Source organism: Anabaena sp. CCY 0017 (assembly GCF_963920885.1).
In the GTDB taxonomy this organism is placed as follows: Bacteria; Cyanobacteriota; Cyanobacteriia; order Cyanobacteriales; family Nostocaceae; genus Nodularia.
Genome location: NZ_CAWUDG010000008.1, coordinates 118,462 through 132,022, shown reverse-complemented (window position 1 = coordinate 132,022; position 13,561 = coordinate 118,462). Strand labels below are relative to the sequence as shown.

13 protein-coding genes are annotated in these 13,561 nt (G+C 37.8%); 8 read left to right on the top strand and 5 right to left on the bottom strand.

The annotated features are described in order from the left end of the window. Window positions 1-11: 11 nt before the first annotated feature. Window positions 12-221 carry a hypothetical protein gene (locus tag ACM0OW_RS12560; protein ID WP_414550435.1) on the bottom strand — a complete coding sequence of 70 codons (210 nt, stop codon included), beginning with the start codon at window positions 219-221 and terminating at the stop codon, window positions 12-14. Between the two features lie 253 nt (window positions 222-474). After that, window positions 475-1,842, bottom strand: coding sequence for an ATP-binding protein (locus tag ACM0OW_RS12555; protein ID WP_414550434.1), 1,368 nt, complete (start codon window positions 1,840-1,842; stop codon window positions 475-477). Window positions 1,843-2,016: 174 nt separating this feature from the next. Between ACM0OW_RS12555 and ACM0OW_RS12550 the strand changes: the two genes are divergently transcribed. The 4 genes from ACM0OW_RS12550 to ACM0OW_RS12535 all read left to right on the top strand — a co-directional run bounded on the left by ACM0OW_RS12550 (window position 2,017) and on the right by ACM0OW_RS12535 (window position 5,477). Further along, window positions 2,017-2,709 carry a response regulator transcription factor gene (locus ACM0OW_RS12550; RefSeq protein WP_414550433.1) on the top strand — a complete coding sequence of 231 codons (693 nt, stop codon included), beginning with the start codon at window positions 2,017-2,019 and terminating at the stop codon, window positions 2,707-2,709. Window positions 2,710-3,225: 516 nt separating this feature from the next. Next, the gene (locus tag ACM0OW_RS12545) at window positions 3,226-3,537 is read left to right on the top strand and encodes a hypothetical protein (protein WP_414550431.1); all 312 of its coding nucleotides are present in this window, start codon (window positions 3,226-3,228) and stop codon (window positions 3,535-3,537) included. A gap of 711 nt (window positions 3,538-4,248) precedes the next feature. Then, window positions 4,249-4,494 carry a hypothetical protein gene (locus tag ACM0OW_RS12540; RefSeq protein ID WP_414550430.1) on the top strand — a complete coding sequence of 82 codons (246 nt, stop codon included), beginning with the start codon at window positions 4,249-4,251 and terminating at the stop codon, window positions 4,492-4,494. An 11-nt stretch (window positions 4,495-4,505) separates the two neighbouring features. Then, window positions 4,506-5,477, top strand: a complete 972-nt coding sequence (locus ACM0OW_RS12535; RefSeq protein WP_414550429.1) for a hypothetical protein — start codon at window positions 4,506-4,508, stop codon at window positions 5,475-5,477. 81 nt (window positions 5,478-5,558) lie between these two features. Here ACM0OW_RS12535 and ACM0OW_RS12530 read toward each other — a convergent pair whose 3' ends face one another. The 3 genes from ACM0OW_RS12530 to ACM0OW_RS12520 form a co-directional block, all read right to left on the bottom strand. Continuing rightward, complete coding sequence (locus ACM0OW_RS12530; RefSeq protein ID WP_414550428.1) at window positions 5,559-6,722, bottom strand: PAS domain-containing protein; 1,164 nt, start codon at window positions 6,720-6,722, stop codon at window positions 5,559-5,561. A 473-nt stretch (window positions 6,723-7,195) separates the two neighbouring features. Next, on the bottom strand, window positions 7,196-7,615 hold the full coding sequence (locus tag ACM0OW_RS12525) for a hypothetical protein (protein WP_414550427.1): 420 nt from the start codon (window positions 7,613-7,615) through the stop codon (window positions 7,196-7,198). A 622-nt stretch (window positions 7,616-8,237) separates the two neighbouring features. Continuing rightward, complete coding sequence (locus ACM0OW_RS12520) at window positions 8,238-9,479, bottom strand: glycosyltransferase family 4 protein (RefSeq protein WP_414550425.1); 1,242 nt, start codon at window positions 9,477-9,479, stop codon at window positions 8,238-8,240. 269 nt (window positions 9,480-9,748) lie between these two features. Between ACM0OW_RS12520 and ACM0OW_RS12515 the strand changes: the two genes are divergently transcribed. From ACM0OW_RS12515 to ACM0OW_RS12500, 4 genes are read left to right on the top strand one after another with little or no spacing between them, the layout of a single operon-like run. Further along, the gene (locus tag ACM0OW_RS12515) at window positions 9,749-10,771 is read left to right on the top strand and encodes an Npun_R2821/Npun_R2822 family protein (protein WP_414550424.1); all 1,023 of its coding nucleotides are present in this window, start codon (window positions 9,749-9,751) and stop codon (window positions 10,769-10,771) included. A 39-nt stretch (window positions 10,772-10,810) separates the two neighbouring features. Continuing rightward, window positions 10,811-11,587, top strand: coding sequence for a glycosyltransferase family 2 protein (locus ACM0OW_RS12510; protein ID WP_414550423.1), 777 nt, complete (start codon window positions 10,811-10,813; stop codon window positions 11,585-11,587). Window positions 11,588-11,624: 37 nt separating this feature from the next. Continuing rightward, the gene (locus ACM0OW_RS12505) at window positions 11,625-12,545 is read left to right on the top strand and encodes a polysaccharide pyruvyl transferase family protein (protein WP_414550422.1); all 921 of its coding nucleotides are present in this window, start codon (window positions 11,625-11,627) and stop codon (window positions 12,543-12,545) included. 36 nt (window positions 12,546-12,581) lie between these two features. Next, on the top strand, window positions 12,582-13,529 hold the full coding sequence (locus ACM0OW_RS12500) for a glycosyltransferase family 2 protein (RefSeq protein WP_414550421.1): 948 nt from the start codon (window positions 12,582-12,584) through the stop codon (window positions 13,527-13,529). The last annotated feature ends 32 nt before the right edge of the window (window positions 13,530-13,561 follow it).

The following is a 13,561-nucleotide window of genomic DNA, read 5'->3' as shown; positions in this document are numbered from 1 at the left end:
GGTGAGGTTCATTATTCCTCCTGTTTCACATCCTCCCCAGGGCGTTGAATAGCGGGAGGATAATCGACAAACTCTTGAGTTCTGGTTGTATTTGTACTCGCACCTTCCGGTAAAACCTCATCAGGATCGATGGATTTATCAGCAGCAATATCCATGCTACCTTCAGTATTAGTATTAGGTTTATCCGCAGTGCCTTTATGACTGGCGTGACCACTAGGCATAATCAATTCCTCTACAATGCAAGTGATATCCTCAGCCTAAACGCCTCGACTGTGCAGCATACACTGTCAGAAGGCTGATATAATATAGCCTTTTTTAATCATCCAAGCCATATCATAGCCCCCTCCTCGCTTGCCTACGGTGTACACACAAGTCTGAAAATTCCCCCTAACACTTGGTTTCGCCGTCTAGCTCTTGGCTGTAGGATTACGCCGAAAAGTCTGTCGTTCCTCCTCGCAATGACAAGATAATTCTTTATTTATTCTGATGCGGAATCTTCACCGTAAAAGTTGTTCCCACACCTACAGCACTTTCCATCGTAATTTCACCTTGATGTCGTTCCACACATTTTTTCACCACAGGTAAACCCAAACCAATACCAACAATATTTTCCACATTTTGACATCGATATAAAAGCTCATAAATTTTTGGTTGTTCCTCTGGCGGAATACCTATACCTTCATCTATTACCTGAAAAACTATATATTCAGCGTCAGAATCTAAAATTAAATATATATGACCACCTGCAAAGGAATATTTAATAGCATTCAATAGTAAATTACTCAAAATAGAGTACAGCAACTTTTCATCTATATTGGCACGAAAACACTGACCATGATTTTTGAATTCCATTACATGGGATGTTGTGCCAAAAAGCTGTAAATCTTCTACCAAATTTAAACAAAAATTTTCTACATTAATCAATTGAGGTGTGTAATCTAGTTTATCGGCTTCAGCCCTAGTTAAAGTTAATATATCCGTTAATAAATGATTCATTAATTTAGCTGAAGACTGAATCCGGTAGAGATTTTTTACCTGCTGCTCATCTACCACATCCTTGAGAGTTTCATTTAACAACTGCGACGACAGCAAAATAATACTCAAAGGTGTGCGAAACTCATGAGAAATCATCGCAAACAAGCGCAGTTTTAACTCACTAAATTCTTTTTGTTGAGCCAGAGAAACTTCTAAAGACTCAATTTGATCGCGTTTTACCCATTGACGATTTAGGATAACACATAAACTAGAAATAACGGCAAGACTTAAAATTGTCCCCAATATTTCGATCCAAATTCTGAAATTAATACTATCATGAGATTGTTCTAGTGTCGCTCTGAGATAACTTTGTTCTTCAGCTTTAATCTCTGCTATCACTGGACGTATTTCTTCTCTAAGTTTTACGCTACGCTCAGTAATATCATTTTGCATTTGCAATGCAGTTTTATCTGTCTGATAGAGTTCTATAGATTCTTCTAAAAGAGCTAATCTTTGATTTACTAATAAATTCAACTGTGAAAATCTTTCTTGTTGACTCAAACTAGGGTGTATCTGCTCCTCTAACAGCTTGAGTTCAGTTTGCATATTTGCCACTTCATTTTGATGTCGCTGTAAATCTTGACTACTTCCTAAAAATATATATCCTCGCCGGGCTGATTCGGCTGCTGTCATCGCTGCATAAAAATTGGTCAAACTATTGAGGGTTTGATAAGTCTGCTGTACTCTATCAGCCCCCTGTTTGATTTCAGTTGTGCTTTTAAATGAAGCAAAGGTAACTACACCCATCAGCAACAAGGTTAAACCAAACCCGCCAATAATCCATTTTCCTGGAAAAGACCATTTCATAAATTTCTGGTTCATAAAATTGGTGAAAAAATAACTCGTTTAATCGTTATAATTGCGATCGCTTACAGTTAAATTGTTGTAATTAAGTTCGTAGTCAGGGCTTTAGCCCTTCCTTATTTGAAGACTAAAGTCCTCACTACAAACGTTTAATTTTTGCTAAATAAAGGATATATTATGCGAATTCTTGTAGTTGAAGATGATATCCAACTGGCGGAAGTCCTAACAGAAGCTTTAATTAGAAGGCAATATGTAGTAGATATTGCCAAAGATGGCGAAGCAGCTTGGAATTCAGCAGAATCAATGAAATATGACTTAGTGCTGTTAGATGTCACACTGCCAAAACTAGATGGTATCAGGTTTTGTCAACGCTTACGCACTGCTGGCACAAATCATCCAGCACATCAAAACTGTGGCGCACCAGTGTTAATGTTAACTGCTCGTGATACTGTCGCTGACAAGATAGCTGGCTTAGATGCAGGAGCCGATGATTATGTGGCTAAACCCTTTGATTTAGAAGAGTTAATGGCTCGAATACGGGCTTTACTCAGACGAGGTAGTTCTGCAAGTACAGTAACATTATCTTGGGAAAAATTGCATCTTAATTCTAGTACCTATGAGGTGATTTATAATAGTTACCCTTTAACATTAACACCAAAAGAATACGCAATTTTAGAATTATTGGTTGCTAATGGCAGAAGGGTGTTGAGCCGTTCTAGCATGATTGAGCAGGTTTGGTCTGTGGATGATTCCCCAGTGGAGGAAACTGTGAGGTCTCATATTAAATGTCTCCGGCAAAAACTGAGAGCTTTAGGTGCGCCAGAAGATTTTATTCAAACAGTTCATGGACTAGGTTATCGCCTCAAATAAGAATCATATTTGATTTATGAAAAAAATAAATATTGTAGTGGACTGACAAGCCTAAAATAGTGCATTAGACGTAGGTTGGGTTAAGCGCAGCGCAACCCAACGCTGCCAATGATGTTGGGTTTCCTTACGTCAACCCAACCTACAATTTTTCAATTTTTTGCAACATTTTAAGCTTGTCACGCCACTACTGGTTTGTTCTGACTTTTCACGTTATGTGGAAAAGCTAACGTGAAACCTAACCCCCTAACCCCCTTCCCTGGTAGGGAAGGGGGAAATTTTAAAGCCTCTCTCCTTGCAGGGTAGAGGAATGGAAGCGGGGTTTTCCAGATACCGTTAAAAGTCAACGTGTTTGTTCAATAATCAAATAGTATTTTTATATGTAAAAAGTGTTACCTAAGTTTTCTACACAACTTCTGCACAAATTCTGCACAGTGATTGCATATATAGGTTATATAATTTGATTCGCATGAAAAGCAGGTAAAAACCTTAATCACTGAACTGAGAGACGAATTGTGGATGAAATGGCAAGATTCATATCATGGTTGGTTAATTGAATTAATACTATTGCCTGAAGGTTATGCATTTAAGTGTTGGATGCCAAATGAGCAAATAGGAATTAGCAATAACCAAATTTATCCTGAATTATATCAAGCTATCAGGGCAGGAAGGAAAAGGGCAAAACTAGAATCTGCAAGTTTAGCACTTATCTGTTTTTTAGAGGATTCTTATGAAAACTGCCATCTTAGTCATGAAGAACATATAGCTCTGGTAAATTCAATTTATGAATTTACTACCTCAGTTAGTAAGTTTAACAATCAAGATTTTTAAATTCAGCAGATGAATAACCAATTTTTTTGTTTCGATCAAAACGCAAGTTATCAAGTTAAAAAACTCAATGATGATATAAACTATTTGAAATTACATTGGCTTGATCCCATCAAGTTAGATCGTGGCAGTGGTAGGTAATCTTTGCCGTCTCCTTAATAGGTGAGCAATTTTTAGTTGGAGTCAGCTTGAATCTGTACAACAAGACACTTTGTATAAGGTATAAATCCTGACTACGAAGTGTCTTTTTTTAATCTAGGGAAAATTATCAAATCTTTCGCAAAGTAGATTCTAAAAGTTCAGATGCCCACTTCACAATAGCAGAGGTGTTTTTCATGACATTTGCTGACCAACATAAAAACCGAGAACCTGACATGAGTCGTAAGGGCGCAAGGCCTTGCGCCCCTAGCGCGTGGTCGATTTACCTGAAAATACCTGTAAGTCCAAGATGAATACTCTTGCCAATTTGTCATAAATTTTTGATAAATAGTCCGAATTTCTATATTTAGTAACCCAGAGGTATAGAAGCGATAGACACTTGAATGGTGATAATTAACTATATGTATCTCAAGCAGATAGTATCTTAGTTACTCCCAAGTTAGTCTGAGCCAAAATCATTGATTGGAATAAAACTTACAATTGAACATACACGGATACGATTTAATTTGCTTGAATAGCTATATTGATAGGAATCAAATTCACTCTTCACCGATTATGCCTAGTAAGTTCATTGATGTTAGGGAATATACTGTCCGGGCGCATAAAAGACAGATTCATACTCGTGTTTTCCATTTTGTCTGTAAGCAATGCGACCAAACTACACAACGTGAAACTTTTGGACCTCGCCCATTATATTGCGAGGAATGCCGACCACCTCAAGCGCCAAAAAAATCTCATCAGTCATCTCAAAGAGCCAAACCTAGAGCCATGACTTACAAAAGTGATATAGATTTAGGATAATTCAAAGCTTTATGAATAATCTCTTACCATCAAAACCCCCGGAAGCTTTTATCTCTCCACTGTTGGAATTACGAGACTACTATACTCGCCTTGTAGAAGAGTATGAAAGCTTATACTCACAGGCGCGATCGCAGCTCGATCATGTGGATGCTTTGTTGTCTAACTGGTCTTCTTCATCAGATACTAATGGCAATGGGGCTACAGTTAAGATGCTGCGAGAGGGTTCCTCCCCACCTCCTGCACCAGATTCACTGTTATCCATCTCCGAAGAAACTCTTAGCTCCACTCAGTCAGAATTTCCCAGAGCAAACAACTTGGAGAGGGATAATTCAGATGTGACAACGACAGAGAGTCAAGATCAATCAATCAAAGTGCCAGATATTCCCATGCTCCCGGAGTATCAACCTCAAACTCGGATGGAAGCTATCAAAAGCCTACTGCACGATCATCTTGGTACAGTTTGTCATATAGATTTTATCGTGCGATCGCTTTATGGAGATTTAGACCCGCCCATCTTCAAAGTCGTTAAAGGTAGAGTCCAATCCTCACTGACACAGGGTAGAGAAAGAAAGGCTTGGTGGGGGATTCCTGACGAACCTGGTTGTTATACTCTGAATTTAAATTTAGTTAACTCCAACACAACTAAAGGTTACTCTCAAACTGGCAAGTCCAACAGGAAGAAACCACTTCCCACCGCAAATACAAATGTTGTACCCATGCTGCCAGAATTTGAGGGTCAATTTTTGATAGATGCTCTTTCTGATTTCTTAGAAAAACATTCAGGCAGAGTTTTCAGTGTTGCGGACATCATCACTGGTCTTTTTGGTGAACTAGATGAGCAGGGAGTGCGAGAAGTAAAAACCAAAGTACTGAATGAACTATCACGAGGCTATCGCACCGGGCGATTTTCGAGAGTACCTGAAAAAATTGGCTACTACACTTGGGACTCAAAGTTGATGTTAGAAGTCAGCCGAGGGAGATAAGAGGGATAAAGGGGAAAATACTTGATTTTTCCCTGCTCCCTGATCATTCCTAAATCCGATATTCCCAGATTTTTATCCAAATTAATCCTTAAAAATCACATATTTTTTAGAATCAAAACTAATTACACCTTCTTGCTGTAATTTTCCCATCAATCGGGTAATTGTCACTCTGGTAGTACAGCAAGCACTAGCGATATCTTCATGAGTCAAGCGCACACTTAAGCGAGTCCCTCCTGCTACAGACTCGCCGATTTGCTGTTTTAAAAGTTGCAATAAATGGTAAAGCCTTTCTTCTACCCGCCGCTTACCAGCAATCACTAAAAAAGATTCTGTTTGTTGTAATCGTTGATTAATTTTTGGTAACAGAAGATGGCTCAACATGGGGTTTCCTGCAATTTCTGATACATAAATTGATACTAATTCCACATCTGATAAGGCAGTGGCTTGATAAATGGGTAGAGAAGTCATATTAGAGCCAAAAATCATATCTTGTGTCGCTAACCCTATCAATATTTCTTCGCCAGTTTCACAAAAAGTATTGAGCTTAACTAAGCCCTGGCGAACATACCAAACGACTAAAGGATTGAGAGGAATAGTTTCTCCTTTAGTATGTTTATGTACAGGGCGATCCTGAATTAGACTACTTTTATCGTCGATTAATGCGGTTTTCTGTTTCTGACGTTCACTGATATTACGCAATAACCAACGCAAGGAATTGGCGCTACCCTGTTGATTACGCACGACAGCCACTGTTATAGCTGCGTCAAAAAATTCGCCGTAATTTTGTTGCAGACGCACTACTAATTCTCTAACTCTGTCCGTCTGGCATAGCTGGCTGAGTTCACAGCGAAAGGGTTGTCTTTCTTCCAGGGGGACAAAATTAACTATGGGTTTACCTATGAGTAACTGCCTGGAAACGTTCAGCAATTGCGCTGCGGCACGATTAGCTTCTTGAATAATTCCTGCGGTATTAGTGACTAAATAGCCGTCTGGGGCAAACTCGAATAAATCTTGGTAGCGTTGGCGTTCAGCTTCTAGCCAATTGCGTGTTTCGATCAGTTCTTCATTTTGCTGATAAAGTTCCTCTGCGGCTAATTGCACCATTTTAGAGGTGCTATATAGTTCTTTAAAAGCTTGGGGCAGCAGTTCGGGCGGAATCCAAGGTAAAACGCTAGCGGTTTGATACAAATCTGCTAAACGGCTATGCAGTGCTTCTGTGCTTTGAATGAATTGTTCTATGTTCACCTTAAATTCCCGCTACTTGCTTGCAGAGGTTGACCAAAAAAGTCCACTAAATCAAGACTGGGATTAATTGGGTCACTTTTGAAGATGTCCAATGATCAAACTTTGAATCATCTGCAATTGCTGCCCATAAGAACCATGAATATGTAGAATATTCTAGTACAACACGGCATAATTAGGAAAATCATCGGAAATCAATGAAAAGCTTATAGAGTCAGATTTTTGAATTTTTGTCCGGGCGTATTGTACTATTCCCCTCCTGACTCCGCCTTGCAGTTCTAGTGTTATACTAATTATTCAATTAATTACCACACAATACATAGCGCATAACTTTGGTAACTAAAGTGTGGCAATTACAGCTAAAATATTAACTGTTTGTAGATGGCAGATTGAGAATTACATAGTACAGATTAATTATCTTTATTTACATTATTTTATCCTCTTAAAACTTTAATATTTACCATAAAAACTTACTTCTATCTTTGGTGAGACAATTCTGAGGATTTAGCTAGATAGGAACGTAAAAGTCTTCGCCCTAAGATGTGGCCGATTTCTGACCAAACCCATGCAGCCACAAAACTTGTGCCGATCAAAGATATTAAATAAGCAGGCAGAGTTGGTAAGCCAAAAATTTCTAACATGGAGGCGCAAGCGATAGAAACACCAATGGCAGTTCCCACAAAAGGAGTTAAAAGTTGTAATTTTGCCCATCTAGGTAGAGTCTGAGGAGAATGATTTTTAATCCAATCTTGCACTCGTTTTTGCAGAGTTATCACAAATGGCAATCCACAGAGCAGGCTAATAAATAAGCCAATTAAAAGTAAAAAGTATGGTGGTTGGGGAAATTTGAATAATAGGAAGTCTTGGAATTGTTGGAGATTTTCTGACCAGTCCATAATAAATATGCCCCCGGTTTTCAATGCTTGTATTATCAGCTTCTTAATTAATAGAAATGCAGGTATTTCTTGAGAAGCAAATGGATGTAAACCAGATTTTTACGCGATTTTAGGGATTTTTACCACTAAAATTCTATTTCTCTATATCTCAGTTTCCCAAATTTAACTCTTTCTTTAACCGCTTTGTATCTAATCTTTGTGATTATTTTTGCCTTCATTTATGACGTTAGCTACCATTTTTGTCTCTAACGTCCACCCCAGGAGTCAGTCTACTACTAAGTTCGGTATAAGGTTCATTTTAAGTTATATTGTGTTCTGTAATACAATTAATCTGCTATGCCCAGTCCTTACAGCTATTTTCAGACCACGCGGTATGGGCGCAAGGCCTTGCGCCCCTAAGACAGATGTGGTTCATTTAAGTGCATACCGCCATATCTCGAACCATTGTATAGGTAATCACAGAATAACTTAATAATTATTAGCAACTTTAGTTAGATAAAAGTTAAAAATTAATTTGCTGTATTTAGAAATAAGCATAACAGCTTATCAACGCGCGAGGTCAAAGGAGTGTAGCGGCGGTATAAATATGCTCACTGCTGCTCACTCCTCTTTTCTCAATTTTTTAATGTTGGTGATTAAGTCCCAAACAAACTTGTTCATAACGTTTTCCCGCTATGTCCCAAGTAAATTCGGTTTCTACTAGTTGTCTACCATTATGCGACAATTGATTACGCAGTTGGGGACTTTCAAACAGTTGACTAATGGCGGCGACATACTCATCTGGTTTATTGGCGCGTAATGCCCGAATGGGGGTGTCTATAGCTAGTCCTTCTAAACCGCGATCGCTTGCCACTACAGGCACACCAGCAGCCATTGCTTCTAAAGTTTTATTTTTAATGCCAAAGCCTGTCCGCATCGGCACAACACACACTGTTGATTGGTGTAAATAATCTACCATTGAAGGCACTTTGCCAGTGACATTAACTCCTGGTTTTTGTGTAAGTGCTAAAACTTCTGGTGCAGGACGAGAACCGACAATATCAAAAGTTGTTTGGGGATATTTTTTTTGAATTTCTGGTAAAACTTGATTGGTAAAGAAGCAAACGGCATCAATATTTGCTAAATTATCCATTGCACCGATAAATACTAATTTATATCCTCCGGGGTCACTGGTACGGTTGGGAAATGTGACTAAATCAACTCCATTGGGAATAACTGTAATTTCACTGTGAGGATGAAATTTTTCTAGTTGACTTTTGTCGTCTTCTGTCGTGACAACTATTGATGAAAATTTCGCGCCATATTTTTGTTCATAACGACGTAAAAGCGGCAGATTAATTTTGTCCCGGAGTTTATTTTCGGAAACGCCTGTTGTTAGTTGGTTTAGACAACTTCCATAGACAGAACTGTGAATATTGACTATGGTTCTGAGAGATTTCTGAAAATGCGATCGCACATAAATTTCATTGACGCTATGTTCGCAGGTAATCACATCACATTTTTGCTCCTGGACACAGTTATCAATCCATGCTTGCATCTGGACTGAGTAGCGGCTGAGTACGCTGGGAGGGGTTCCCTCTAGGTAAAACTGGCTCAAGCGCTGTACTTTCTTCAGTATTCCCGATGTAGTTCCAGATTCTGGGGGACGATCAAATACAACCAGATGATTTACGCAGTCCCGCAACTCGGCAATTTCTGCTTCCGTGACATCGCGATCGCGCAGATCGCCGCAGGCATCGCGTTGAGTCACCAGGGTGATATCATGACGTTGACTCAAATATTTCAGTAAATTAAACGTTCTGACTTGAGTTCCCCCCTGTGTTGGCGGATAGGGAAAGGTAGAAGACAGCATTAAGATGTGCATATAATTAAGTAATTATCCGTAAATTAGACTAAATTAAATGATGACACATATACCATGCCCTGATTCAAGGCTGGATGTCATCATAAATATCGCTTATTCATTTCTGGTAAAGTTTTCATAAAAAATCACCAGTCAAAAGCTTACAGCTAAATATTTGACAAATATGATGAATTTTGTGTATATTCACAGAGGAATTGTTGCTTTTACTGATGATTCTTAGGTAAATAAATGTTATTACTGGTTTTGTCAGTCAATTATAATTTACTAAAATGAAACCTTTCGGTATTTATACCCTGGCTAATGATGTTGTATATGACCAGCTAGTTGCTTTGTTAAACAGCATTGAAATCAATGTCAGCCCAGATATTCCTATTTGTGTGATTCCTTATAATGACCAATTAGAGAAGGTGAGCCAGGAAATTAAATCTCGTAAAAATGTCACCCTGTTTGATAATGGCGAATCTATCCAACGCTGGGATAATTTTGCCAAAGAAATTTGTGCAGTGCATCCAGCCTTCAAACAAGGAAATTCATCAAGTAATACTTGGAATCGTACCCCTTTATTGAGAAAGCTATGTGCTTTTGATGGTGAATTTGATAAATTCGTATTTTATGATGCTGATAGTTTAGCCATGAAACCAATAGATAGTCTATTCGCTAAACTTGATGATTATGATTTTATATTTGATGATTGGGAGCATAAAAAATCTAGAGAAAAGACAGCTTTGAACTTATCAATTATAGAAAACTCTGGTTTGTATAAAGAACAAGATATATATCCTAATTTACATTGTTCTAGTTTTTTCGGTTCTAAAAAAGGTGTTTTTCTACTGCCTGAAGTTGAATTTATTAAAAAGTCATTGGTTGAAAACAATGAAATAAAATGGTTACCAGAATCTCACTTTTCAGATGCATTTTTGCTTTGCTACATGACGTTAAGGTGCGAACGTCCATTATTTAACTATACACTTAGCCCGAATGGTCAAGATAGAACTGGTAATTGTGCCGATGCAGATCCTTTTGTCAACATTGACAACGTTCTTTACAATCAAGAAGGATTAAAGCCAATTCATCGTCTTCACTACATGAATTATTCTTCTAAAGATTTTGCTAGATTATCTCAAGGAGAAGATGTGAATATTCGTTATCGAGAAGAGTTTTTACATTATCGCTTTCTCAAAAATCCAGAGCAAAAACCAAAAGAGCTAAAATCACCTAGCATGGTGACAAAATTTAATCGAGTCTTACATAAAATAATCAAAAAAATTACCCCTACTGCACTTTCAACTTAGCTATAGATAGTAACTAATTACATAAAATAGGGATATCCAATGCTAGTATTTATCATACCGCTTAAAAGCAAACAAGTTTGCCAGTCATGGGAAAGTGTATGTCGGTTATTTGAGAGAACCATAAAATCAATTTGCAATCAAACGACAAACAGCTTTAGAGTAATTGTTGTTTGTAATGAAAAGCCAAATATTAAATTCACTCATCCTAATATCACATATATTGAACGTGATTTTGTTATACCAGAAGCAGATTGGCGAAATAAAGATTTAGATAAAACTCACAAATTAATAACTGGGCTAATTCATGCCAAGAGTATAAATGCATCACATATTATGTTTGCCGATGCTGATGACTGTGTAAGTAAACATCTAGCAGAGTTTGTAAATCAACATCCTCAAGCTACTGGATGGTTGGTCAGAAAAGGTTATATTTATCGTGATGGTAGTAAACTTATACGCCTGATGAAAAAAGGTTTTGACAGATACTGTGGAACAAGTAACATAGTTAGATATGATTTGTATTATGTGCCAGAAATTATAGATGAAATAACTGAAAAGGAATACAAATATTGTATATATAATAACTATTGGCATCGTACAATTGAAGAAACATTGAATCGAAAAGGAGCTTCATTAGAGTCTTTACCATTTGCAGGTGCAATTTATACTCAAAATGGACAAAATATTTACCACGGAATAGAAGATCAAAACAAAGCTATTAATTTAAAATCAAGGTTTTGGAGAGCGAAAGCTTTATTGGATTATCGATTGGTAACACAATCAATACGTGAGGAATTTCAATTATACAATTATTAGCTATAAACTCAATATTTTTGCAATTATAAGTACAAAGATGAAGCTTTTTTATTTTCAATTTCCCAACGGGATTAGCAATTTTGGTGATAATCTTAACCTCTGGATGTGGAAACGATTGCTACCTGGGGTGTTTGACCAGGATAAAACGACTATATTTGTTGGCATAGGTACATTACTAAACAACCGTATTCCCAAAACTGATAAAACGGTAGTATTTGGATCTGGCGTTGGTTATGGCAAGGGCTTACCCAAAATTGATGAATCTTGGAAAATTTACTGTGTAAGAGGGCAACTCTCAGCAAAAGCATTGGGGGTTCCATCTGAATTAGCGGTGACAGATAGCGCTGTACTTATTAGGCGGTTGTATCAACAGGCTAGTAGCAAAGTAAATCAATTCGCTTATATGCCTCACATTGATCACGCCATCGCAGGGGATACCGCCTGGAAACTCATCTGTGAGCAAGCAGGAATCGCATATATCGATCCTCGTTGGCCAATTGAGCAAGTTTTGTCTGCTATGAGCCAAACGGAAATCTTACTAGCTGAAGCAATGCATGGTGCTATCATTGCTGATGCTCTCAGAGTACCTTGGATTCCTATCTTAACTAGTACCAGAATGTTACCCTTCAAATGGCAGGACTGGTGTTCATCAATAGATATAGAATATAAACCCCAGTACGTCATGCCTGATAGCAAGCTGTATCCGCCAGGACCAGGAGTGCGTTCTTCCTTGCGCTATTCAATTAACTGTGTAAAGCAGGCTCCACAAAGATTTTTCAAAGCATTTTGGGAAGGCGAGTCTAATAAAATGGCAATCCAATTAGCTGATATAGCCAAGACTTCAAAACCTATTTTGAGCAGTGAGTCTCGCATTGAGCAATTAACTGTTGAACTTGAAGAAAGGCTAGAGCAATTTAAACAAGATGTAGCATCTAGGTGTTTTCATCATTCTGCTTAGATGCTTGCTTATTATAGTTCTTTAATGGTCAAAATTGTGGCTAAAATTAGTGTTTGCATTCCTACATTTAATCGGCAAAATCTCCTGCCTTACGCCATAGAAAGCGTACTTCAACAATCTTATCAAGATTTTGAACTAATTGTTTGTGATGATGGTTCAACTGATGGCACACCTGAATTGATGTCACAGTACACAGACGACCGGATTAAATATATCCGTCATTCGCAAAATATTGGTAAAAGCAATAATATGCGCTCTGGTTTTGATGCGGCGCAGGGTAAATATTTTATTAAATTTGATGACGATGATCGGCTAACAACTAATTTTTTAGCACAGACTGCGGCCATACTTGATCAAGATTCTAGCATTGATTTTGTTGGTACAGACCATTGGATAATTGATATTGAAAATATCCGGGATGAGTCCAAAACTCAGGAAAATTCTCGTCGCTGGGGTCGGGCTAATTTAAAAGCTGGGATAGTAGACAATTTATTAGAGGTAGTTTTTATCAACCAAAGCTTTCAAATTGGGGCAACTTTATTTCGTCGTCAGACTTTACAAGAAGTGGGTTTTATGCTGCCCAATATTCAAAATTGTGAAGATAATGATTTATTTGTCCGGCTGGCTTTGGCTGATAAAAAGGGTTATTATTTAGCGGAATTATTAATGGAATATCGCTACCATGCAGAACAACAAGGTATTAATAGAGAAGTTCCTTATTTGTTTGATAAGATTCGGTATTTAGAAAATTATCACTTTGAATCGGAGAAGTTAGAAAAAGTTAGACAAAATCGCCTAGCCGAATCTCAATTATTATTGGGTTTGCGTTTAATTGAAAAAGGTGAAACCCAAAAGGGGAAAGAACTGGTTTTGGCGGGTAAGTCTTTTTCTACTGCTAAGGCTTTGACTGGCTTGGGTTTGTCGTTTTTACCTGTTGGGTTAAGGAGTCAGGCTGTTAACGTGCTGCGACAAATCAGGGGGTAATGTCTCACGCGTCAGCGAATGTTAATTTGTTT

Excerpts from the sequence above, each read along its gene's own strand:
- ACM0OW_RS12550 (WP_414550433.1), top strand. The coding sequence starts at position 2,017 with ATGCGAATTCTTGTAGTTGAAGATGATATCCAACTGGCGGAAGTCCTA.
- ACM0OW_RS12560 (WP_414550435.1), bottom strand. The coding sequence starts at position 221 with ATGCCTAGTGGTCACGCCAGTCATAAAGGCACTGCGGATAAACCTAAT.
- ACM0OW_RS12510 (WP_414550423.1), top strand. The coding sequence starts at position 10,811 with ATGCTAGTATTTATCATACCGCTTAAAAGCAAACAAGTTTGCCAGTCA.
- ACM0OW_RS12540 (WP_414550430.1), top strand. The coding sequence starts at position 4,249 with ATGCCTAGTAAGTTCATTGATGTTAGGGAATATACTGTCCGGGCGCAT.
- ACM0OW_RS12535 (WP_414550429.1), top strand. The coding sequence starts at position 4,506 with ATGAATAATCTCTTACCATCAAAACCCCCGGAAGCTTTTATCTCTCCA.
- ACM0OW_RS12515 (WP_414550424.1), top strand. The coding sequence starts at position 9,749 with ATGAAACCTTTCGGTATTTATACCCTGGCTAATGATGTTGTATATGAC.
- ACM0OW_RS12505 (WP_414550422.1), top strand. The coding sequence starts at position 11,625 with ATGAAGCTTTTTTATTTTCAATTTCCCAACGGGATTAGCAATTTTGGT.
- ACM0OW_RS12520 (WP_414550425.1), bottom strand. The coding sequence starts at position 9,479 with ATGCACATCTTAATGCTGTCTTCTACCTTTCCCTATCCGCCAACACAG.
- ACM0OW_RS12545 (WP_414550431.1), top strand. The coding sequence starts at position 3,226 with ATGAAATGGCAAGATTCATATCATGGTTGGTTAATTGAATTAATACTA.
- ACM0OW_RS12555 (WP_414550434.1), bottom strand. The coding sequence starts at position 1,842 with ATGAAATGGTCTTTTCCAGGAAAATGGATTATTGGCGGGTTTGGTTTA.
- ACM0OW_RS12525 (WP_414550427.1), bottom strand. The coding sequence starts at position 7,615 with ATGGACTGGTCAGAAAATCTCCAACAATTCCAAGACTTCCTATTATTC.